Raw genomic sequence first — 21,945 nt, 5'->3', positions numbered from 1 at the left:
TTCGTCGTTGGATGACATATCTCGAAGGCGATCGGGCCTTGTGGTTCCTGCTTCTATTGCTCGGGCTCTTTAGCTTTTTGCCCGTCTACAGCGCAAGCAGTAACCTGGCCTACAGCTACTCCGGCGGCAACACCGTGCGCTTTCTGATCAAGCATGCGATTCATTTGGGTTTTGGTTTTGTCCTCATGTACTCGGTTCATAAGGTTAATCCCAAGTACTACCGAAATCTACCCATGATCCTGCTGCCTGTTGTCATCGTCTTGTTGATGATCACACTTGCGATTGGGACGACTATTGGCGATGCCAATGCCAGTCGTTGGATTCGCGTGCCGTTTATCGGGGTTTCTTTTCAGACCTCGGAATTGGCCAAGTTTGCCTTGCTCTTGTTCGTCGCTCGATACTTGACCCAGAATCAAGAGACCCTAGGGGACTTCAAAAAGACCTTCTTAGGGCTAGTGGTCCCCATAGGTGCCGTATGTGCTTTAATTCTGCCGGCAAACTTCTCCACTACAGCATTGATTTTTACACTGTGTCTCGGACTCATGTTCGTCGGTAAATATCCCTTAAAGCATATGGCTTACCTCATTGGAATGGGGGTGGCTGGTTTGGCCTTGTTTATCCTCGTGGTGATTGCATTCCCAAACATCAGCAACCGCGTGGATACGTGGAAGGCTCGAATTGAAAACTACAGCTCGGGTAATGAAGAGGCCAATTATCAAGTCACCAAGGCCAAGATGGCCATAGCCTCTGGAGGTCTGGTGGGCAAGGGGCCTGGGAAGAGCATTCAGAAGAACTTTTTGCCGCAATCGAGCAGTGACTTTATCTACGCCATTATTGTCGAAGAATTTGGCCTCTTTGGAGGACTGGGAATCATCTTGATCTACCTGCTCATCTTGATTCGAATCATGATCATCGCTACCAAGGCCGTGGATTTATTTCAGGCGCTCTTGGCGGTGGGATTCGGAATGGCCATTGTTTTTCAAGCCTTCATCAACATGGGAGTAGCAGTGAACTTGCTCCCCGTGACAGGTCAGACTCTGCCACTTTTGAGTTCCGGTGGATCCTCCATTTGGATGACCAGTGTGGCTTTAGGCGTTATTCTCGGTGTTAGCCGTAATCTGGAAACGAAGGTGGAGACCGTCCATGTAGAACCCGAAATAGAGCTCGCTCATGGCTAAGGCTCCCCGCATACTGATTAGTGGTGGTGGCACCGGCGGGCATATCTATCCAGCCCTGAGTATTGCCAATGAACTGCGCGCGCAATATCCAGACGCACATTTTCTTTTTGTCGGGGCGCGCGATCGCATGGAGATGGACCGGGTACCCAAAGCCGGTTACGAAATTATTGGCCTGAACATAGCGGGATTTCAGCGATCGTTGAGTCGACGCAATCTCGCCTTTCCTTTCAAGCTGGTCGACAGCATGATTAAGGCGCGTAAGATTGTCAAGGACTTTAAGCCGGATGTAGCCATCGGTACGGGAGGATATGCGAGCGGTCCGACGCTGTGGGCAGCGCAAAAAGCAGGCGTACCGACCTTGATTCAAGAGCAGAACTCGTACCCAGGGATTACCAATAAACTGCTGGCGAAATCCGTAGACAAGATCTGTGTGGCCTATGAAGGACTCGAAAAGTACTTCCCAAAAGAAAAGATCGTCTTCACCGGGAATCCAGTTCGGGTGGACCTCTTTGATGTAAGCGATAAAAAGCAGGAGGCCGTCGAATACTTTGGCCTCCAGCCGGGTATGAAAACGCTGCTGGTCATTGGGGGAAGTCTAGGGGCGAGAGCCATAAACGAGCACCTGACTCAACGCCTGGTCGAACTTTCCGCTGTTCAAGGTCAGCTGATCTGGCAATGCGGCAAGCTGTATGAAGATCAATGCCGCAGAGCGGCCAAGGAATTTGACAATGTTCAGGTTCACCCGTTTTTGGAGCGCATGGATTTGGCCTTTGCGGCAGCGGATTTCATTGTTAGTCGGGCTGGGGCAGGAACGCTGTCTGAGCTCGCTCTAGTCGGGAAGCCCGTTCTTCTAATTCCTTCTCCAAATGTGGCAGAGGATCACCAGAAGAAGAATGCACTGGCATTGGTAGAGAAGAACGCGGCCATGATGGTCGAAGAGCATTCTTGGACCGACGGATCTCTGACCGGATGGACCTTGGGGGAGGTCTTGAACGATCAAAAATTACAGCGTCGCTTGAGTGAGAATATTGTCAAACTCGCGAAGCCAAATGCGACCAAAGACATTGTAGAAGAAATAAAAAACCTAATTCACCGTGGATCTTAAAGACGTCAAATTCATCTTTTTTGTGGGTATCGGCGGCATCGGTATGAGTGGCCTTGCGCGATACTTCCACGCGCGCGGTATTCAGGCTTCTGGGTACGACCGTACGGAAACGCGCTTGACCCGAGATTTGAGCAAGCAGGGTATGGACATCCAATACGAAGATGATCCGGCCCAGATTCCAACGGTATTCTCGGACCCAGACATGCGAGCGCATTGCCGTGTGGTCTACACTCCGGCCGTTCCGGAATCGAATAAGGTCTACCAGTACCTCAAGGAAGAGGGGTACGAATTCCACAAACGGGCCGAAGTCCTCGGGGACATCGCCCAAAGCGGATACAACATTGCGATTGCCGGGACGCACGGCAAAACGACCATTTCTTCCATGGTCACCCATATCATGCACCAAAACGCCCTGTTTTGCACCGGGTTTCTTGGGGGCATTGCAAAGAACTTTGGCAGTAATTTGGTCTTGGGACGAGAGAACGTTTTCGTCACCGAGGCCGATGAATTCGATCGCAGCTTTCTCCACCTACGACCCAACATCGCCCTGATCAGCTCCGTTGATCCGGATCATTTAGACATCTACGAAGACGAGCGCGTTTTCCGCGAAGGTTTTGAAATCTTCGCTACACGCGTCCGTCCTGAAGGTCAATTGATCGTGAAAAAGGGCACGCTGGAAGGAAATGCCCTGACCTACGCATTGGACGATGCGGAGGCGGACTACCACGTTTCCCGACTCGAAATCGACAAAGGCGCCTTCCACTTTGAAGTGGAATTCAAAGGCGAGTATTTCGGCGATTTCAGCTTGATGTACCCGGGTCGACACAACTTAGAAAATGCGCTAGGAGCCATTGCCGTATGTCACCAATACGGCTTTTCTGCCGAAGAAATTAAGAAGGGACTGCGCACCTTCTTGGGCGTGATTCGCCGATTCGACATCCAACTCCGCCACAAAGGTGTGGTTTACATGGATGACTACGCCCACCATCCCGCCGAGCTGGAAGCGGTCATTGGCTCCGTTCGAGAGCTTTATCCCGAACAGCGCTTGACGGGTATTTTTCAACCCCATCTCTACAGCCGCACTCGGGACTTTATGGACGGTTTTGCCCAGAGCTTGAGCAAGCTTGACGAAGTGATCCTACTGGACATCTACCCGGCCCGTGAAGAGCCTATTGATGGAATCTCGAGTCCAGCCCTTTTGGAGCGCATTACGGCTCCCAAGAAGGACTATTGGGACAAGGAAGAGCTGCTGCGCCAGATGGAAACACGCGACGTTGAGGTCTTGATGACCCTTGGGGCCGGCGATATTGACCAACTCGTAGAACCGATCACCGAAATCTTAAAGACGCGAAAATGAAGCTGATCAAGAAATACGGCACCGCTGTCTTGGGACTGATCCTGATTGGACTCTTGGTTGGATTCACCGAGCAAAGGCACGCCCAGCGTCAGGTTCAGCGTGTCGAGGTGTTGGTGCATCCCGCCGTAGGCGGTCTCTTTACCACCCCAACGGAGCTCTTGCAGCACCTCGATTCTGAAACCGACTCATTCCGAGGAATTTACCTCGAGGAAATTAACAGTGGATTGTTAGAAGAAAAGTTAAGTGCCCATCCTATGGTGCAGAAGGCCGAGGTATATTTCGATTGGAATGGTGTACTCTATCTGGAAGTGAGCCAGCGCGAGCCCATTCTGAGGTTCTTTGACGGGGAGGAACAGTTCTACTGGGATGAAGAGGGGGAAAAGATGCCGCTTTCTGAGCACTACACGGCCCATGTGCCGCTGTTTTACGGAGCGCCATCAGATACCGCCGAACTGTATGATTTGGTAATGGCCCTACGGGCCGATGAGTTCTGCTGCGCCCATATATCGGGCATCAGCGAGGAAGGTGAGGACTACGTCTTTACAGCCCGCAAAGGGCGTCACCGAATCGTCTTGGGTTCTGCGGACCAGTTTGAAGAAAAGATGGAGCGCTTGCAGCTCTTTTATGAAAAAACCATCCCTCAAGTGGGCTGGAACAAGTACTCGACAGTGAATCTGAAATACGCCGGACAAGTGGTGTGTTCAACGAAATAGACCTATGGAAGCACAGGAAATAGCGGTTGGCTTAGACATCGGGACCACGAAGATCGTGGCCATGGTGGGCCGTCGCAATGAATACGGAAAGGTTGAAGTCCTTGGGTTGGGTAAAGCCAAGTCCCTGGGGGTTCAACGAGGAGTGGTCTCGAACATCGTCCAGACGATCGAATCCATTCAACATGCGATCACGGAAGCCGAAGCGACTTCCGGAGTGAAGATCAAGGAAGTGGTGGTCGGTATCGCCGGACAGCACATCCGCAGCTTGCAGCACAGCGATTACATCACCCGGGACAATCCGGACGAGGTTATCGGTGACAAAGACATCAAGGACTTGATCGACAATGTCCACAAGCTCGTGATGCTTCCAGGAGAGGAAATCATCCACGTACTTCCTCAAGAATACAAAGTAGACGGTCAGGCGGAAATCAAAGAGCCGCGAGGCATGTATGGTGGACGTCTGGAGGCCAACTTCCACATTGTGGTGGGACAGGTCAGCGCCATCCGGAACATCGGTCGCTGCGTCAAAAATTCGGAGCTCGAAGTAGGCGGTATTACCCTGGAGCCATTGGCCTCAGCAGATGCCGTTCTCTCCGATGAAGAAAAAGAAGCCGGTGTGGTATTGGTCGATATCGGTGGAGGTACCACAGACGTGGCCATTTTCAAAGACGGTATCATTCGACATACAGCTGTTATCCCATTCGGTGGAAACGTCATTACGGAGGACATCAAAGAGGGCTGCAGTATCATCGAAAAGCAGGCCGAGCAGTTGAAGATCAAGTTCGGATCCGCGTGGCCGGGGGAAAATAAGGATAACGAAATCGTGAGCATTCCAGGCCTGCGCGGTCGTGAGCCCAAGGAAATCTCACTCAAGAACCTATCGCGCATCATCCACGCCCGCGTGGTGGAGATCGTAGAGCAGGTTCACCTCGAGATCAAGAATTACGGTTACGAAGACCGCAAGAAGAAACTCATCGCCGGAATCGTTTTGACCGGTGGCGGAGCCCAGCTCAAGCACATTAAGCAGTTGGTGGAGTACGTGACGGGTATGGACACCCGGATTGGATACCCCAACGAGCATTTGGCCAAGGAGTCTGGTGAAGATTTGAGCAGTCCGCTTTTCGCAACGGCCGTCGGATTGGTGATGCGCGGTTGGGAGCAAAAAGAAGTGGAGCTGAGCAAGATGCATCAAGCCGAACTGGACAGCGCCGAGGCGACCGTTCCAGAGATCGATGGAGGTGAGGCACCAGAGCCGGTAGAGGGAGAAGAGCTGGCCGAGGACGACGGCAAGAAGAAGAGCTACTTCGACCGTTGGGTAGACAAGTTTTTGAAATTTTTAGCAAACGACGAATAGGGACGTTCAGGGAAAAACAGGGAACATGGAGGAAATGAATCAAAATTTGAGTTTCGACTTACCGAAGAACAGCAGTTCGGTAATCAAGGTGGTCGGTGTTGGTGGCGGCGGAAGTAACGCGGTCAACTACATGTACGAGCAGGGCATCCGCGGGGTAGACTTTGTGGTGTGCAACACGGATGCGCAGGCGTTGAACAACAGCCCGGTCCCCTTGAAGGTGCAGTTGGGTGTGACCCTAACCGAAGGACTCGGCGCCGGTGCTAACCCCGAGGTTGGGGAACGCGCGGCGATGGAGAGCATCGATGAAATTGAAGGCATCTTGGAGAAGAATACCAAGATGATCTTTGTGACCGCTGGAATGGGCGGTGGAACGGGAACAGGAGCTGCGCCAGTAGTGGCCCGCGTGGCCAAGGAGATGGGCATCCTGACCGTAGGAATCGTGACCATTCCCTTCAGCTTCGAAGGCAACATGCGGATGAATCAGGCGGAGAAAGGGGTTGAAGCTCTTCGACAAAATGTCGACTCCCTGATTGTCATCAACAACAATAAACTGCGCGAGGTCTACGGAAACCTCGGCTTCAAGGCAGGCTTCTCCAAAGCGGATGAAGTACTCGCTACGGCCAGCCGCGGAATTGCGGAAGTTATTACGCATCACTACACGCAGAACATCGATTTGCGCGATGCGCGTACCGTTCTGGCCGACAGTGGAACGGCCATCATGGGTTCTGGCCAGGCCAAAGGAGAGCAGCGCGCGCTGGAGGCCATCAACAGCGCCTTGGACTCGCCGCTCTTGAACGACAACAAGATCCGCGGAGCCAACAACGTATTGCTCTTGATTGTGAGTGGTAACGAAGAAATCACCATCGATGAGATAGGTGAAATCAATGACTTTATCCAGCGCGAAGCGGGCGGATCCGCGAACATCATCATGGGTATCGGAGAAGACGAAACCCTGGGAGATCACATCAGCGTGACCGTGATTGCCACCGGGTTTAATACCGACGAGCAGGTACACATCGTGCCGAAAGAGCCGAAGAAGATTGTCCATACGCTGGAAGATTCAACGCCAAGTCCCTTGAGTGGGCCCATTACACCAGAAGCGCCGATTGCGCCGAAGGTAGAGGAGCCCGCGGTCATGGAATCGCCAATAGTTGAACCTCCGGCACCGGCCGAACCAGAAGCGGAGGCGTCCATCTTTGAGGTGGAGCCCCAAGGGATGGTCGAAGAGGCTCCTGAAGTTCTTTCAGAAGTTGAAATGCCTGAGGTGGAAGCGGAAGTGCACATCGAGCCGCAGGCTCCGATCGTCCATAGCCTGGATGAGGAAGTCGAAGCTGAGGATGAGGATCGCGTCATCTTCACTTTGGATATCGACGAGGATGAGGAAGAGGATTTTACCGTGGCTCAGGCGGACACCGCAGAACGACCTGATGAAGAAGAGACCCAGAACGATCATTCGATCACTTTTGAACTTCGCGTAGAGGATGAAGTGGAGCAGGTAGATGCTGCGCCGGCCATCGTCGACGAGGAAGTCGAAGAAGAGGTGGTTATGACGTTCGCTCCGGCTGAGCCGATTCAAGAAACTGAACCTGCAGAACCTCGTTTGGAGGATCATCTAGGATTAGATGGTTCCATCGAGGAGACGCCCAATTACCTTCGTTCGCAACCAGAGCAGCGCTCAGAAGATGGAACCATCGTACACTCGTTGTTCGATGAAGTGCAAGAGGAAGTGTCCTTTGAGGAGGGCCGCGCTGAAGAACAAGCAGTGGAAGACCGAGAGGTCTCCACTGCTACTCCGGACGAGGAGCAAATGGATGAAGACGCCTCGGAGCAGTCCTTGGCAGACCTTCAAATCCAGAAAGCCCGTGAGCGCAAGGCGCGCTTGAAGGCCTTTAATTATCGCTTTAAGAATGTACCTAACGGTCTCGAAGATTTGGAGAACGAGCCGGCGTACAAGCGCAAGGGTGTTGATTTGGAGCACGTACCTCACTCTTCGGAAGCGCCGATATCGCGCTATACCTTGGGGGAGTCTGAAGAGGACGGAAGCGCTGAAATCAAGTCGAAGAATTCCTTCTTACACGATAACGTGGACTAAGACCACGGGTCGTATCTTTGCTACAAATCTGAGATTATGAGCTTAAAGGATAAGATCACCCAGGATATGAAGGAGGCCATGAAGGCCAAAGACAAGGTTCGCTTGGAAAGTGTGCGTGCCATTAAGAGCGCTATCATGCTCGCTGAGACCGAAAAAGGCGCTGGAGCGGGAATGAGTGAGGACGATGAGATAAAACTCCTCCAGAAGCTTCAAAAGCAGCGCAAGGACAGTATGGCGACCTACACCGAACAGGGTCGTGCCGATTTGGCCGAGGAAGAAGCCGCACAGCTCGCTGTGATCGAAGGCTACTTGCCAGAGCCCCTCAGCGCCGAAGAATTGGCTTCCATCGTGGACGAGGCCATCGCCAAGACTGGTGCTTCAGGAATGGGCGACATGGGCAAGGTTATGGGCATGGTCAATGCACAGGCTGCAGGTCGCGCGGAAGGAAAAACCGTCGCTGACTTGGTCAAGAGCAAGCTAATGAGTTAAGTGTTTTAGTGCCTACGGCACGAAATAAAAAAGCCCCGGAATATGCGTTCCGGGGCTTTTTTTGTTTGGCTTTCGCCTATGTTTTAAAGCGGTGCTCCGCTTACATCATTCCGGGCATACCGCCACCCATTCCTGGAGGTGGTCCTGCTGGAGTCTCCTCTGGAATTTCAGTGATGGTTGCTTCAGTGGTCAACAACATTCCGGCAACAGATGCTGCGTTCTCCAAAGCGACACGCGTTACTTTCGTCGGGTCAATAATTCCCGCCTCGAGCATGTTCACGTAGGTGTCGTTCTTCGCGTTGTATCCGAAGTCTGCTTTACCTTCCGCTACTTTGGCAACGATTACAGATCCTTCACCACCGGCATTGGCAACGATTTGACGCAGTGGTTCTTCGATGGCGCGGCGAACGATACCCATTCCTGTGGTTTCGTCGTCGTTTTCTCCAGAGACTCCGTCGATGGCGCTGATGGCGCGAACCAAAGCAACCCCTCCACCGGCAACAATGCCTTCTTCAACGGCTGCACGGGTAGCGTGCAAGGCATCGTCAACGCGGTCTTTCTTCTCTTTCATTTCGACCTCAGAAGCAGCTCCTACGTAAAGTACAGCTACTCCACCCGCCAATTTGGCCAAGCGCTCTTGCAATTTCTCGCGATCGTAATCGCTGGTTGTTGTCTCGATTTGTGCTTTGATCTGACCTACGCGAGCTTTGATGTCATCTTCGCTTCCAGAGCCGTTTACGATCACGGTGTTGTCCTTGTCGATGGTTACCTTCTCAGCGGTTCCCAACATGTCCATGGTCGTGTTCTCGAGCTTGTATCCGCGCTCTTCACTCACGACGGTACCGCCGGTCAAAATGGCGATATCTTCCAACATCGCTTTGCGGCGATCTCCGAATCCTGGCGCTTTAACTGCGGCTACTTTGAGCGCTCCGCGGATCTTGTTGACTACGAGTGTAGCCAAGGCCTCTCCGTCGATATCTTCAGCGATGATCAACAATGGGCGTCCACTTTGAGAAGTTTGTTCCAGCACCGGCAACAAGTCTTTCATGCTGCTGATCTTCTTGTCGAAAATCAAGATGAATGGAGCATCCAAATCAGCCTCCATTTTCTCGCTATTGGTCACAAAGTATGGAGACAAGTACCCACGGTCGAATTGCATCCCCTCAACTACGTCTACCGTAGTGTCGGTACCTTTTGCTTCCTCAACAGTGATGACTCCTTCTTTTCCTACTTTCTTCATGGCCTCAGCAATCAACTTACCGATGCTCTCGTCGTTGTTCGCAGAGATGGCAGCAACTTGCTCAATCTTGTCAAAGCTATCACCAACCGCTTGAGATTGGTCTTGAAGGTTGGCGATGATGGTAGTGACCGCTTTATCGATACCGCGCTTGAGGTCCATTGGGTTGGCTCCTGCAGCGACATTCTTCAATCCTGCTGTGACGATGGCTTGTGCCAATACGGTGGCTGTAGTGGTTCCGTCTCCAGCTTGATCCGCTGTTTTTGACGCCACTTCTTTCACCATTTGAGCGCCCATGTTTTCCAGAGCGTCTTCAAGTTCGATCTCCTTAGCTACCGATACACCGTCCTTGGTGATGGTTGGAGATCCGAATGATTTTTGAATAACAACATTGCGACCTTTTGGTCCAAGGGTCACTTTAACGGCGTTGGCCAACGCGTCTACTCCGCGCTTTAGTCCATCGCGTGACTCGATGTCGAATTTGATTTCCTTTGCCATTGCTAAAGGTATTTTTTAAGGTTTGAAATTCAGATTAGAGGATCGCGTAAATGTCTGATTCACGCATGATCATGTAGTCTTTGCCTTCGTAAGACAATTCTGTTCCAGAGTACTTACCGTACAAGACGCTATCGCCTACTTTCACGGTCAAGGGCTCGTCTGGCTTTCCGTTTCCAACAGCAACGACAGTCCCGCGCTGTGGTTTCTCCTGAGCGGTATCCGGAATAATGATACCAGAAGAAGTGGTGGTTTCGGCAGGAGCTGGCTCAACGAGCACGCGATCAGCCAATGGCTTGATGTTTACTTCTGACATTTCTACTTGGGTTATGAGTTAAACTTATTTTCGAGTTTCTTCACCCCGCGTTGGACCAAAACTGTGCCAAGGCGTGGAACGTACATTTTGTCAGTTCCACAACGCGGAATTCCTGACAGGGTTCAATAAAAAATGCCAGTCCGATTGTCAGACTGGCATTTTAAAAGTTTTGTAAACGGTGCGCTTATTCTGCTGCTCCGTCTCCCTCAGTAGGGATCTGGTTCAAGTCGCCTGCGCCTCCGGCAGGAGCTTGTGGAACGATTGGCGCCACATCTTCGACTTGGTCTTGTACGCGAGAACCTTCGTTCAAGGTTCCTTCTCCGCGGTCAATAGCAAAGTTGCTCAACAAGGTCAAGGCGAGTAAAACACCAGCCAAGGTCCAAGTCGCTTTATCCAAGAAGTCGGTCGTTTTTTGAACGCCGAACATTTGATTTCCTCCACCAAACGTAGATGACAATCCTCCTCCCTTCGGGTTCTGAACCAAAATCACCAGAACGAGTAGGATACAAGTGATGATGATCAAAACTGCAAACAACGTGTACATCTTATTTTCTCTCTTTCAGATCGTTGATCTCGTTAATTCGGTCGGCAAAGTAACCACTTTTTTCGGGATATTTCAAGCTCAGTAAACGGTAGGCTTTAATGGCCTTATCGTACAATCCCTGCTCTGTGTAGACGCGTGCCAGGGTCTCGGTCATCAATGAGTCGTCCTCTTCCAAACTGGCGCGAGCGATGTTGCCCTTTCCGAGGGCCATCTTCTGAGGAGGGCTCATCCGAGGCGATTCCGCCAAGAAGCGATCAATAAGGTCTTGACGACTAATGGGACGTTCCTCTTCTGTGGACTCTTCGAGCTTAGTATCCGGCAATTCCTCCGTGGAATTATCTTGTTCCACGGCTGGCTCAGCGTTTTCCGTGTCTCGATCGATCGGCTTCATACTGGTCAGCTTCAGCCACTGGGCAAAGGAATGTCGTTCGCTGCGATCAAATTTGAGCGGTCGGCCAATCACCGGCTCGGCATCACCGGCTTCTCGAATAGCCTCTTCAATTTCCGTATTCTCTTCAGGTTCCTCCAACACGTCCTCTAACTGCCGTTCCGCAGAAGGTGCCATGTTCGGAGAAGACGTTTCGAGAACTTCTTCCTGGCTTTCTTCGGTCGGCGCCTGCGGCGCGATGCTCGCCTTCGTAATGAAGTCAAACAGTACGGTTCTGTCTGGGACGTATGCCGCTGTTTTCTTGAGTTGACCGTTGTAGCGGAAGCTGTTTTCCTGCTCCAGCGCTTTGAGTTGAAGCATACGGGCAGGTACGAAGTACGGGAAGGAGTCGAGTATGTCGTTCAAGGACTCAGCGGCTGCTCCGTTGAGCTGCGCGGGGTCATCGATCCATTCAAGCAGGCGTCCTGCTTCCATACTTTACCAATTAACTACGGCCTTGTTGAAGATGTCTTGGACCAGTTCCGTAGTGATTTGTTCTACGAGTTCTTCCTCGACAGAGGCAAGGTCTTCATTTGAGTCGAAATCGCCAAAACGCGTAAATCGTGATTCGTAGTCCTTTTCTGGATCGTTGGTGTTCGTATAGGTCACGGCCATAGTTATGGTCAAACGGTTCTGCGCCGCTTGCTCATCGGCCTGAATCGCCAGGGGTCGCACGTTGTAGTCGACAATGGCTCCCTCAAATTGGAGATCACCGTCCATTTGTACCACTTCCAAACTGGTTTGCACCAAGAAGATGTCCTTCAATTTTTCCGTGACCACCTGACTCAGGGTAGGGTTGATCAGCGGTGCGTAGTTTTCGAAATAGGCCACCGAAACGGTCTTGACGTCTGGGGAAATACTCGCTCCAGTGAAGGAGTAGCCACCCCCGCATCCGCCCGTGAGGGCGATCGCACAAATCAAAATGAAGCGACGGATCATAGGTCGTATTGTTTGATTTTCCGATACAGTGTTCGCTCAGATATACCGAGTTCCTTGGCGGCGTCTTTGCGTTTTCCCGCATTGCGATCCAGGGCCTTGCGGATCATCTCGATTTCCTTGTCTTGAAGCGTTAATCGCTCTTCAATGACATCTTCATCGGCGTAGATCTCCGTATTGATGGTCTTGGTTGGTGCTGGCGTTGCACTAGGAGTGTCTGGAATTTCCAAGGTGGTCCCTGCATCGTAATCTTCGTAGACCTTAGCGAGGAGCTGGGCGTTTTCTTGACGGAATTCTTCATCGGCTTGACCGCCTTCTTTCATCAACTCCATGGTCAATTTCTTGAGGTCGTTGATGTCGTTCTTCATGTCGAAGAGCACCTTGTACAGAATGTCGCGCTCTGAACTGAAGTCGCTCTCACTTTTCACGCCCGGCTGATCGCGATAGATCATCGGTAGGTTAGAGCGTCCACTTTCCGGAAGATAGCGACGTACTGTTTCCGCCGTGACGAGTCTTTCCGTCTCAATGACACTCATTTCCTCCGTGAAATTCTTGAGCTGTCTAATGTTTCCCGGCCAGCGGTAGTGATTGATCAAATCCACTGCTTCCGAATTCAGCTGGAGAACTGGCATGTGGTATTTGTTGGCAAAATCCGAGGCAAATTTTCGGAAGAGTAAGTGAATGTCGCCCGCGCGCTCCCGAAGTGAGGGTAAGTGAATTTCTACCGTATTCATTCGGTAGTAAAGATCCTCACGGAACTGGCCTTTTCGAATAGCCTCTTCCATGTCTACGTTGGTCGCGGCCACAATTCGAACATCTGTCTTTTGCGGCTTGCTGGACCCCACTTTAATGTACTCTCCGGTTTCCAGCACACGAAGGAGCCTTACTTGTGTGGATAGTGGTAATTCCGCCACTTCGTCCAAAAAGATGGTTCCGGTATTGGCTTCTTCGAAATACCCTTTTCGCGCAGCCGTTGCTCCGGTAAAACTTCCCTTTTCGTGACCGAAGAGTTCACTGTCAATCGTTCCTTCGGGAATGGCTCCACAATTCACTGCGATGTAGGGATTGTGCTTCCGAGCTGATTGGCTGTGAATGATTCGAGGAATACTCTCTTTACCAACGCCACTCTCACCGGTCACCAGTACGGAAATATCAGTGGGTGCCACCTGAACGGCCTTTTCCATGGCACGATTCAGCAGCGGGCTATTCCCGATGATTTCAAAGCGTTGTTTGACCGATTGTAATTCCAAGTGTTCTCTTTTTTATTCTCTGTTCTAAGGCTTGATTAAGCAGGTCCGTCTGCTTTCCCAACGGCTTTACCCAAGAGTGTCGCTGCGGTGCAGTCATGTACCGCTACATCAACGTAATCTCCTGGAGCGTAGTCTTCGCGATCAAATACCACAACGGTGTTCTGCGTCGTTCGTCCGAAGAGTTGCTCTTCGCTTCGTTTGGATGTTCCTTCAACCAGTACGCGATGCGTCTTTCCTACATAGCCTTGATTTCGAACGCGGCTGTGCTCTTGTTGCTTCGCGATAATTTCTTGAAGGCGGCGCTTTTTGACCTCAGTAGGTACGTCATCTTCAAATTTGCGCTGAGCCATGGTGTTGGGGCGCTCGCTGTAGTTGAACATGAAGCCGAAATCGTAGTTTACGTAATCCATGAGCTCCAAAGTGTCCGCGTGGTCTTCTTCGGTTTCTGTACAAAAACCGGAAATAATATCGTGAGAGATTCCACAGTCTGGAATGATCTCGCGAATTCGATCGATGCGTTGCTTGTACCATTCCCGTGTATGCCCGCGATTCATCAATTCCAGAATTCGGTTGCTACCGCTTTGGAAGGGCAAGTGGATGTAGTTGCAAATATTATCGTGCTTGGCGATGGTGTGCAGCACATCGTCCAACATATCCTTTGGGTGAGAAGTACTGAATCGGACGCGCATTTGGGGAGCAGCTAAAGCGACTTTTTCAAGCAAATCAGCGAAGGACACGGCCTGAGCCTGCTCTTCTTCTGTTAGTTGTTTGAAGTCCTTCTTGAGTCCTCCTCCATACCATAGATAAGAGTCCACATTCTGACCCAATAGGGTGACTTCCTTATATCCTTTTGCCGCCAGGTCTTTTACCTCATTGACGATGGTTTGTGGGTCACGACTGCGCTCACGACCTCGGGTGAAAGGAACCACGCAGAACGTGCACATGTTGTCGCATCCACGCATAATGGTCACAAAGGAAGTGACTCCATTTCCACCAAGACGAACGGGAGCAATATCGGCATAGGTCTCCTCCTTACTCAAGATGACGTTTACGGCTTTTCTTCCGCCGTCCACTTCTTTAATGAGTTCGGGAAGATCTCGGTAGGCATCTGGTCCAACAACCATGTCCACGAGTTTTTCTTCTTCGAGCAGCGTCTCTTTCATACGCTCAGCCATGCAGCCGAGTACTCCAATGATCATCTCTGGTTTGGCTTCTTTGGCCTTGTGGAAATGGCTCAATCGATTGCGGACCGTTTGTTCGGCCTTCTCACGAATGGAGCAGGTGTTTACAAAGACCACATCCGCCTCTTCGATGTTGCGCGTGGTTTCAAATCCGTTGTCTCCCAAAATGGAGGCGACGATTTCACTGTCCGAAAAGTTCATTTGGCAGCCGTAGCTTTCGATGTACAGTTTGCGCCCTTTTCCGAGCTCCTCTGTTTCGAGCATTACCGCCTCTCCTTGCCGTCCTTCGTCGATTACCTTATTGCCGAAATGTACTTCGTTCATCACTTATTCGTTAGGCCTGCAAAGGTATGAAAACCAGCAAGCGAGTGCCAATATGGCAGGTTCAATTTTCATCGATTAGGGGAACGATTTAAAACTGGCTTTGTTTTGATGCGGGTATTATTCCTTTAATTTGCAAGCCCCTTACGCTGCATAATTTGACATTATGGTAAAGAATTTAGTGATCGTCGAGTCCCCCGCAAAGGCGAAAACCATTGAAGGTTTTTTAGGTAAAGACTACCTCGTCAAATCGAGTATTGGACATATTCGAGACCTCCCCAAAAAGGACATGGGAATCGACATCGAGAACGGTTTTCAACCGAAGTACGAAGTGAGTACGGACAAGAAGAAGACCGTCAGTGAACTCAAGAAGTTAGCTAAGGATGCCGAAATCGTATGGTTAGCGACGGATGAGGACCGCGAAGGAGAGGCCATTGCTTGGCACTTGTATGAGACCCTCGGGTTGAAGCCTGCGAATACCAAGCGAATCGTATTTCACGAGATCACCAAGAATGCCATTATTAGAGCCGTGGAAAACCCGCGGGAGATTGACATTAATTTGGTCAATGCTCAGCAAGCGCGTCGCGTCTTGGATCGCCTCGTGGGCTTTGAAGTATCGCCGGTGCTTTGGCGCAAAGTCAAAACGGGCTTGTCTGCAGGCCGTGTTCAATCTGTTGCCGTTCGCGTATTGGTTGAGCGGGAGCGCGAGATTATTGCTTTTACCCCAGAGAATAGCTTTCGGATCCAAGGATTCTTCAAGAACAGCGAAGGTGTAGCGTTTCAGGCAGAGGCACCGACACGTCCATCGGCCCGTGAGGGCGCAGAACAAGCACTACAAGCCTGCGTCTCTGCGACGTTTACAGTGAACAGCGTTGAGAAACGACCAGGAACCAAGAAACCGGCTGCGCCATTTACAACATCTACACTTCAGCAAGAGGCTGCCCGAAAGCTCGGCTTCTCGGTGGCTCAAACGATGTCTGTAGCACAGCGCCTCTATGAGAGTGGTCTGATTACCTATATGCGTACGGACAGTACCAACTTGAGTCAAGATGCGCTAGGTGCCGCGGCAGCCGAGATCAAGTCGGCCTACGGTGAAGAGTACAGCAAGACACGTCAATACACGACGAAGTCCGATAATGCACAGGAAGCGCACGAGGCTATCCGTCCAACGTACATGAATCGTCATTCAGCAGGAGCGGATCGCAATCAAGAGCGTTTGTACGAACTGATCTGGAAGCGAACTATTGCTTCTCAAATGAGTGAGGCAAAATTGGAACGGACCACTGTAAAAGTCGTTGGATCTGGAGATGCTCCTGGATTTACGGCCAAAGGTGAGGTGCTCGTTTTTGATGGATTCTTAAAAGTCTACCTCGAAGGGACGGACGACGAAGGTGAGGAGCAAGCTGGAATGTTGCCTCGAATGAGCGAAGGCGAAACCTTAAATGTGGAACGGATTACGGCCACGGAGCGTTTTTCCAAGCACCCTCCCCGTTATACGGAAGCCAGTCTGGTGAAGAAATTAGAGGAGCTCGGTATCGGACGTCCTTCCACCTATGCACCGACTATTTCGACCATCCTCGCTCGAAACTACGTTGAGAAGACAGAGAAGCAAGGAGTGGAGCGCGCGTACGAAATCATGACCATGGAAAATGGCGCAGTACGCACAGAAACGGCTACAGAAATTACCGGTGCTGAAAAGAACAAGTTATTCCCTACGGATATTGGGATGGTGGTGACGGACTTCTTGGTCCAAGAGTTCGGGAATATTCTCGACCTGCACTTTACCGCCCATGTAGAAGAAGAGTTTGATAAAATTGCTCAAGGTCAGGAGGAGTGGAACAATATGATCCAGGACTTCTATAAACCTTTCCACGATACCGTTCAAGACGTTCAAGAGAATGCGGAACGGGCCACCGGAGAGCGTCAGCTAGGAGAGGATCCAAAATCTGGTAAGCCGGTCATCGCTCGTATTGGTCGCTTTGGTCCAATGATTCAAATCGGTTCTGTAGACGATGAGGAAAAGCCGCGCTTTGCTAGTCTTCGCAAGGATCAACACATTGAAACCATCACCTTTGAAGAGGCGATGGAGTTGTTTAAGCTTCCACGGGAACTCGGCGAGTATGAAGGTGAGGTGATCAAAGCCAACATCGGTCGCTTTGGACCATATGTTCAGCAAGCACGTCTTTTTGCTTCCTTACCCAAGGAGGAGGATCCTATGAGTGTGACCCTGGAACGAGCTATTGAGCTTATTGAAGCCAAGAAAGAGGCGGATAAGAATAAGTTTATCCATGTTTTCGACGATGAAGAGCCTGTGGTTCAGGTACTCAATGGCCGATATGGCCCGTATATCAAAATAGGACGCCAGAACATTAAGATTCCAAAAGATGTGGATCCCAAGTCGCTAACTCGAGAAGAGTGTCTGCGCTTGCAGGCGGAGGCGCCTAAAACCAAGAAGCGGGGAGGTGCCCGCAGAACCAAAAAAAGCTAAGTTTGGCTCATGCGTGAATTCTTTCGACCCCTGCGTGCTGATTTTGCTGAGGAATGGACCAATAAGCATCCGGCGTCGGTTGGTTCGAGGATAGAGGCCTTTGTGGAAGAAGGAGAATTCCCTTCCTGGTCATCCGCGCGCATCGCACTGATTGGTGTGAAAGAAGATCGACGGGCCCGCCGTAATGACGGTTGCGGGGAAGGTGTGGATTACATCCGCCGGGAGTTATATGACCTCTTCTACGGTCGTTGGTCTTTTGATATTGTCGACTTAGGCAACATAGAACCGGGAAATCGAGTAGACGATACGTATTTTGCTTTGAGTACGGTTGTGCATGAGCTTATTCGAGGAAACTGTATACCTATTATAATAGGAGGAAGCCAAGATTTGACCTTTGCCAATTACAAAGCCTACGAGAAACTGGAACAGAGTGTCAATATTTGCTCCATCGATAGTCGTTTCGATTTGGGAGTGAATAATCAGGAAATGTCCAATGAGACTTTTCTTTCGCACATCATCCTCGAAAAGCCAAATATCCTTTTCAATTATTCAAGCCTAGGATTTCAGACGTATTACGTTCATCAAGAAGAGATCGACCTGATGGAGAGTCTGCATTTCGAACGTCACCGTATTGGGAACTTTCATTCGAACATTGCTGAAGCAGAGCCTATTTTGCGCGATGCGGACATCGTAAGTTTTGATGTGCGCAGTATTCGGCACAGCGACGCCCCAGCCAATCGACACGGATCTCCGAACGGATGGTACGGGGAACAAGCCTGTGCTTTGGCCCGCTATTCAGGCATGAGTGATAAGCTAACGAGCTTTGGGATCTATGAATACAATCCTCAGTATGATCGGCACGATCAGACGGCTCGGTTAGCGGCTCAAATGATTTGGTACTTCTTGGAAGGGGTGAGTGTGCGTAAAAATGATTTTCCGTTCGGTGATCGATCCACTTACGCTAAGTACATTGTTCCAAACTCCGTTTTGGATCAGGAACTGCATTTCTACAAAAGCGATCGATCGGGCCGCTGGTGGATAGAGGTGCCGCTTCATGGTGACCCCTCCATTTTCCACAAGCGCCATGCGCTAATACCTTGCAGTTATAATGATTATTTGCAGGCTGCAGAAGACGAGATTCCCGATCGTTGGATGCGAGCTTTTCGCAAGCTTTCCTGAAGAAGCATTTTGCTACTGCCAGAATTCTTTTATTTTTGACGTTACTCAACAGCCTTTGTCATTAACCTAAAGGGAGAGTGCAAATTATTTTTCGTTACCTTTAACCGCTTGTATTCGTGCTTTTCAGCGCGATTACTGGGCTAAAACGGACCTATGAAAAGAATTCTTACGCTTGGATTGATTGCTTGCGTCATGACCGCCTGGGCACAGCAAGATCCTCAGTGGACCCACTACATGTTCAACCAAGTGAACTACAATCCGGGAGCTGCCGGCTTAGATGGTTCGATTTGTGTGAATGGTTTATACCGTTCTCAATGGATGGGTTTCGAGGGAGCACCAACAACGATGAACCTCAATGCTTCGATGCCTATTGACGTTCTTCACGGCGGATTGGCACTCGGTCTCATGCGAGACGAAGAAGGCTTCTTAACCCGAACAAATGTTAAACTCAGTTACAGCTATCACCTAGATGCAGGAGATGGAAAGCTTGGAATTGGGGCGTATTTCGGATTCTTAGATGCCGGAATTACGGGTGCTGAATGGGTTGATCCAAACGGGGGGAACGGATCAGGAGATGCCGTTATTCCTCAGGGTGACGGAAACGCCATTGCGATGGATGCCGGAATCGGTGCCATGTACCGCGCCACCAACTGGTATGCGGGAATTAGTATTACACACCTTCCTGGTTTGGATAACCAAATTGGGGCAGCAACGAATTTGACACAGTCACAACACCTCTATTTTACCGGGGGATATGATTGGGAATTGACGCCTGAGTGGACGTTGATGCCTTCAGCCTTGATCAAGTACGATTTGGCTTCGATCAGTTTCGATGCAACCGTACTCGCGATGTACAATAACAAGTTTTGGGCCGGCGTTAGCTATAGGCTCGAGGATGGTATTCCGGTATTGCTTGGTTATCAGTTGAATGACCAGCTGCGCTTCGGTGCTTCGTACGACATTGGTACAAGCGCACTGAGTGGAAACAATTCGAGTGGAAGTTTTGAGGCATTTGTGAACTATTGCTTCACCATTGAGATTCCTCCAAAGGAACCTACTCGATACCGGAACGTAAGATTTTTGTAAGTTTGTCGTTCTCAGTATATGAGAGGAAATCATCGACTTCAAGCCAGCCGATGATTTTCTGTTTTGATTGAAGAGGCTCCGAATATTTCAAGAAGCGTAAGCGGATTGAATTAATTATAAGCGCAATGAGAAAACTCATTCTTTCCTCCCTCGTAGGTTTACTGCTCGTCGGTTGTGCGGGTTCTGACCACGGAGAGCTGGTGGGTGTACAAAATCGTCAAACGTGGTACCCAAGCGACCCTTATGGAATGGTTTACATTCCAATGGGTAGTTTTAACATGGGTGCAAACGATGAAGATGTGCCTTACGGCCTTACCAACACAAGCCGCACGGTTTCTGTAGCAGCGTTCTACATGGACCAAACGGAAATCACCAACAACGAGTACCGTCAATTCGTATTCTGGGTACGCGACTCGATTGCTCGCCTTCTCTTAGGTGAAAATGGAGTTGAAGGATATGACCTAATTGAAGAAGACGAATACGGAAACTTCTTGGATGAGCCGCGCCTCAATTGGGAAGAGCCTCTGCGCTACGACTCAGACGACGAGGATTTCCGCTATGCGCTTGAAGAAATGTACTTCACTCCTGAAGAGCAATTCTACGGACGTCGTTATGTTGATCCGCGGAAATTGATATACCGCTATTTCTACATCAACAAGCGTAAAGCGGCGTTGAAAAAGAATCGTTACGACTGGAGAACGGGTGAGTACGGTGGTGGAATTGATTCTCGCGCCGAGTTCATTGAGGAACGCGAACTGCCTGTATATCCAGATACTTTGGCTTGGATTCACGATTACTCGTACAGTTTCAACGAACCGATGCACGATAAATACTTCTGGCATCCTGCGTTCGATGAGTATCCTGTAGTTGGGGTGACCTGGCATCAAGCGCGCGCCTTTGCCAACTGGCGTTCGCGCTATCGTGATGCTTATTTGGAATCAGATAAGCAGCCATACGAGCAAGAATTTAGATTGCCAACAGAAGCCGAATGGGAGTATGCGGCGCGTGGTGGTCTCGACAATAACATGTTCCCATGGGGAGGACCGTATATCCGCAACAGCCGCGGATGCTTCCTCGGAAACTTCAAGCCGCTTCGTGGAAACTACGTGGATGATGGAGGATTCCAAACAGTTAAGACTACGAGCTACTGGCCAAACCAATACGGTTTGTACTGCATGGCTGGAAACGTAGCAGAGTGGACCGTAAATGCCTACGATCCTCAAGCATACCAGTTCCAACACGACATGAATTCGGACTTCCAATACGATGCTAAGGACAGCGATCCTCCCGCATTGAAGCGAAAAGTCATTCGCGGTGGATCTTGGAAAGATATTGGTTACTACTTGGAGGTGGCTACTCGCGATTTCGAGTACCAGGATACCGCCAAGTGTTACATTGGATTCCGCACGGTTCAGTCCTTTATGGGACGTGACCTCGCTGATTTCCAATAAGACTACTCTACTTAATTTACATTTAACCTAACACAAATCAGTACTACTAAAAATGGCGCTTTTCAACGTAAACTCTAGAAGATGGAAGAATAACATGGCGAAGCTCTACGGATGGGGTGCATCTGTTGTAATCTTGGGAGCACTTTTCAAGATTTTGCACTTGCCCGGAGCAGATATCATGTTGATCGTGGGATTGGGAACGGAGTCGGTGATCTTCTTCTTTTCCGCTTTTGAAAAACCACATGAAGAAGTGGATTGGAGCTTGGTTTATCCTGAATTAGCAGGAATGGACAGCGACGGCGACGATAAGAAAAAGAAAAGCAACTTGACTCCAACTCAAGAGTTGGATAACATGTTGGAAGAAGCAAAAATCGATGGCGCATTGATCGAAAGCTTGGGACAAGGTCTGACCAACTTTGGAGAAGCTGCTTCTAAATTGAATGAAACCATCGAAGCTGCTGCGGCAACGCAACACTACAACGATGAGGTTTCTAAGGCAGCCAAGAACATGGAGTCTTTGAATGCCTTGTACGAAGTTCAATTGCAATCGACTAATCGTCAATCTGAGGCTTCTCAGGCATTGGTTGAGAATTTGGCAACGACTGCTGAAGACAGCAAGCGCTTGCAAGCTGAGGTGGCTGCATTGGCTCAAAATCTCGGAGCACTTAACAACGTTTACGGCAACATGTTGTCAGCCATGGGTGGCGGCAACAATGCTTAATCCTAATCTTTAATCGATAAAAAAG

19 protein-coding genes are annotated in these 21,945 nt (G+C 50.2%); 12 read left to right on the top strand and 7 right to left on the bottom strand.

Annotated elements, in window-relative coordinates:
- Positions 1-11: 11 nt before the first annotated feature.
- From HZ996_01180 to HZ996_01150, 7 genes are read left to right on the top strand one after another with little or no spacing between them, the layout of a single operon-like run.
- Entirely contained in the window at positions 12-1,178 is a 1,167-nt protein-coding gene (locus tag HZ996_01180; GenBank protein ID QTN37802.1) for an FtsW/RodA/SpoVE family cell cycle protein, read from the top strand.
- Positions 1,171-2,283, top strand: coding sequence for an undecaprenyldiphospho-muramoylpentapeptide beta-N-acetylglucosaminyltransferase (murG, locus tag HZ996_01175; GenBank protein QTN37801.1), 1,113 nt, complete (start codon positions 1,171-1,173; stop codon positions 2,281-2,283). Before HZ996_01180 ends, murG begins: the two co-directional genes overlap by 8 nt.
- The gene (locus HZ996_01170; GenBank protein ID QTN37800.1) at positions 2,273-3,640 is read left to right on the top strand and encodes a UDP-N-acetylmuramate--L-alanine ligase; all 1,368 of its coding nucleotides are present in this window, start codon (positions 2,273-2,275) and stop codon (positions 3,638-3,640) included. Before murG ends, HZ996_01170 begins: the two co-directional genes overlap by 11 nt.
- Positions 3,637-4,353 carry a hypothetical protein gene (locus HZ996_01165; protein QTN37799.1) on the top strand — a complete coding sequence of 239 codons (717 nt, stop codon included), beginning with the start codon at positions 3,637-3,639 and terminating at the stop codon, positions 4,351-4,353. Before HZ996_01170 ends, HZ996_01165 begins: the two co-directional genes overlap by 4 nt.
- Positions 4,354-4,357: 4 nt before the next feature.
- Positions 4,358-5,707, top strand: a complete 1,350-nt coding sequence (ftsA, locus tag HZ996_01160) for a cell division protein FtsA (protein QTN37798.1) — start codon at positions 4,358-4,360, stop codon at positions 5,705-5,707.
- A gap of 25 nt (positions 5,708-5,732) precedes the next feature.
- Positions 5,733-7,799 carry a cell division protein FtsZ gene (gene ftsZ, locus HZ996_01155; protein QTN37797.1) on the top strand — a complete coding sequence of 689 codons (2,067 nt, stop codon included), beginning with the start codon at positions 5,733-5,735 and terminating at the stop codon, positions 7,797-7,799.
- 36 nt (positions 7,800-7,835) lie between these two features.
- The gene (locus HZ996_01150) at positions 7,836-8,288 is read left to right on the top strand and encodes a GatB/YqeY domain-containing protein (protein ID QTN37796.1); all 453 of its coding nucleotides are present in this window, start codon (positions 7,836-7,838) and stop codon (positions 8,286-8,288) included.
- A gap of 100 nt (positions 8,289-8,388) precedes the next feature.
- Here the strand turns inward: HZ996_01150 and groL are convergent, their stop codons facing one another.
- The 7 genes from groL to miaB all read right to left on the bottom strand — a co-directional run bounded on the left by groL (position 8,389) and on the right by miaB (position 14,998).
- Complete coding sequence (gene groL, locus HZ996_01145) at positions 8,389-10,023, bottom strand: chaperonin GroEL (GenBank protein QTN37795.1); 1,635 nt, start codon at positions 10,021-10,023, stop codon at positions 8,389-8,391.
- 34 nt (positions 10,024-10,057) lie between these two features.
- The gene (locus HZ996_01140) at positions 10,058-10,336 is read right to left on the bottom strand and encodes a co-chaperone GroES (GenBank protein ID QTN37794.1); all 279 of its coding nucleotides are present in this window, start codon (positions 10,334-10,336) and stop codon (positions 10,058-10,060) included.
- A gap of 184 nt (positions 10,337-10,520) precedes the next feature.
- The gene (gene secG / locus HZ996_01135; protein ID QTN37793.1) at positions 10,521-10,880 is read right to left on the bottom strand and encodes a preprotein translocase subunit SecG; all 360 of its coding nucleotides are present in this window, start codon (positions 10,878-10,880) and stop codon (positions 10,521-10,523) included.
- A 1-nt stretch (position 10,881) separates the two neighbouring features.
- On the bottom strand, positions 10,882-11,742 hold the full coding sequence (locus tag HZ996_01130; GenBank protein QTN37792.1) for a hypothetical protein: 861 nt from the start codon (positions 11,740-11,742) through the stop codon (positions 10,882-10,884).
- Positions 11,743-11,745: 3 nt separating this feature from the next.
- Positions 11,746-12,246: an LptE family protein gene (locus tag HZ996_01125; GenBank protein QTN37791.1), complete on the bottom strand. Its 501-nt coding sequence runs from the start codon at positions 12,244-12,246 to the stop codon at positions 11,746-11,748.
- The gene (locus tag HZ996_01120) at positions 12,243-13,493 is read right to left on the bottom strand and encodes a sigma-54-dependent Fis family transcriptional regulator (GenBank protein ID QTN37790.1); all 1,251 of its coding nucleotides are present in this window, start codon (positions 13,491-13,493) and stop codon (positions 12,243-12,245) included. Before HZ996_01120 ends, HZ996_01125 begins: the two co-directional genes overlap by 4 nt.
- A gap of 35 nt (positions 13,494-13,528) precedes the next feature.
- Positions 13,529-14,998 (bottom strand): tRNA (N6-isopentenyl adenosine(37)-C2)-methylthiotransferase MiaB, encoded by a 1,470-nt coding sequence (miaB, locus tag HZ996_01115; GenBank protein ID QTN37789.1) that lies wholly within the window; start codon positions 14,996-14,998, stop codon positions 13,529-13,531.
- A 163-nt stretch (positions 14,999-15,161) separates the two neighbouring features.
- Here miaB and topA point away from each other — a divergent pair, with 163 nt between their 5' ends.
- From topA to gldL, 5 genes are all read left to right on the top strand, one after another.
- Positions 15,162-17,483 (top strand): type I DNA topoisomerase, encoded by a 2,322-nt coding sequence (gene topA / locus HZ996_01110; GenBank protein ID QTN37788.1) that lies wholly within the window; start codon positions 15,162-15,164, stop codon positions 17,481-17,483.
- A gap of 9 nt (positions 17,484-17,492) precedes the next feature.
- Positions 17,493-18,662, top strand: coding sequence for a formimidoylglutamase (locus HZ996_01105; GenBank protein QTN37787.1), 1,170 nt, complete (start codon positions 17,493-17,495; stop codon positions 18,660-18,662).
- A 153-nt stretch (positions 18,663-18,815) separates the two neighbouring features.
- Positions 18,816-19,748 carry a type IX secretion system membrane protein PorP/SprF gene (locus HZ996_01100; GenBank protein QTN37786.1) on the top strand — a complete coding sequence of 311 codons (933 nt, stop codon included), beginning with the start codon at positions 18,816-18,818 and terminating at the stop codon, positions 19,746-19,748.
- A gap of 125 nt (positions 19,749-19,873) precedes the next feature.
- A complete protein-coding gene (locus HZ996_01095) occupies positions 19,874-21,199 on the top strand; it encodes an SUMF1/EgtB/PvdO family nonheme iron enzyme (GenBank protein QTN37785.1) in 1,326 nt (441 codons plus the stop codon).
- 94 nt (positions 21,200-21,293) lie between these two features.
- A complete protein-coding gene (gldL, locus tag HZ996_01090; protein QTN37784.1) occupies positions 21,294-21,920 on the top strand; it encodes a gliding motility protein GldL in 627 nt (208 codons plus the stop codon).
- Positions 21,921-21,945 lie beyond the last annotated feature (25 nt).

The organism is Cryomorphaceae bacterium (genome assembly GCA_017798125.1).
In the GTDB taxonomy this organism is placed as follows: Bacteria; Bacteroidota; Bacteroidia; order Flavobacteriales; family ECT2AJA-044; genus ECT2AJA-044.
The sequence above is the reverse complement of the archived record's forward strand: the minus strand, read 5'-3'. Positions and strand labels throughout refer to the sequence as shown.

Bases quoted from the DNA above. Each gene is read 5' to 3' on its own strand.
- HZ996_01180 (QTN37802.1), top strand. From the start codon at position 12: ATGACATATCTCGAAGGCGATCGGGCCTTGTGGTTCCTGCTTCTATTG.
- murG (QTN37801.1), top strand. From the start codon at position 1,171: ATGGCTAAGGCTCCCCGCATACTGATTAGTGGTGGTGGCACCGGCGGG.
- HZ996_01165 (QTN37799.1), top strand. From the start codon at position 3,637: ATGAAGCTGATCAAGAAATACGGCACCGCTGTCTTGGGACTGATCCTG.
- ftsA (QTN37798.1), top strand. From the start codon at position 4,358: ATGGAAGCACAGGAAATAGCGGTTGGCTTAGACATCGGGACCACGAAG.
- ftsZ (QTN37797.1), top strand. From the start codon at position 5,733: ATGGAGGAAATGAATCAAAATTTGAGTTTCGACTTACCGAAGAACAGC.
- HZ996_01150 (QTN37796.1), top strand. From the start codon at position 7,836: ATGAGCTTAAAGGATAAGATCACCCAGGATATGAAGGAGGCCATGAAG.
- groL (QTN37795.1), bottom strand. From the start codon at position 10,023: ATGGCAAAGGAAATCAAATTCGACATCGAGTCACGCGATGGACTAAAG.
- HZ996_01140 (QTN37794.1), bottom strand. From the start codon at position 10,336: ATGTCAGAAGTAAACATCAAGCCATTGGCTGATCGCGTGCTCGTTGAG.
- secG (QTN37793.1), bottom strand. From the start codon at position 10,880: ATGTACACGTTGTTTGCAGTTTTGATCATCATCACTTGTATCCTACTC.
- HZ996_01130 (QTN37792.1), bottom strand. From the start codon at position 11,742: ATGGAAGCAGGACGCCTGCTTGAATGGATCGATGACCCCGCGCAGCTC.
- HZ996_01125 (QTN37791.1), bottom strand. From the start codon at position 12,246: ATGATCCGTCGCTTCATTTTGATTTGTGCGATCGCCCTCACGGGCGGA.
- miaB (QTN37789.1), bottom strand. From the start codon at position 14,998: ATGAACGAAGTACATTTCGGCAATAAGGTAATCGACGAAGGACGGCAA.
- topA (QTN37788.1), top strand. From the start codon at position 15,162: ATGGTAAAGAATTTAGTGATCGTCGAGTCCCCCGCAAAGGCGAAAACC.
- HZ996_01105 (QTN37787.1), top strand. From the start codon at position 17,493: ATGCGTGAATTCTTTCGACCCCTGCGTGCTGATTTTGCTGAGGAATGG.
- HZ996_01100 (QTN37786.1), top strand. From the start codon at position 18,816: ATGAAAAGAATTCTTACGCTTGGATTGATTGCTTGCGTCATGACCGCC.
- HZ996_01095 (QTN37785.1), top strand. From the start codon at position 19,874: ATGAGAAAACTCATTCTTTCCTCCCTCGTAGGTTTACTGCTCGTCGGT.
- gldL (QTN37784.1), top strand. From the start codon at position 21,294: ATGGCGAAGCTCTACGGATGGGGTGCATCTGTTGTAATCTTGGGAGCA.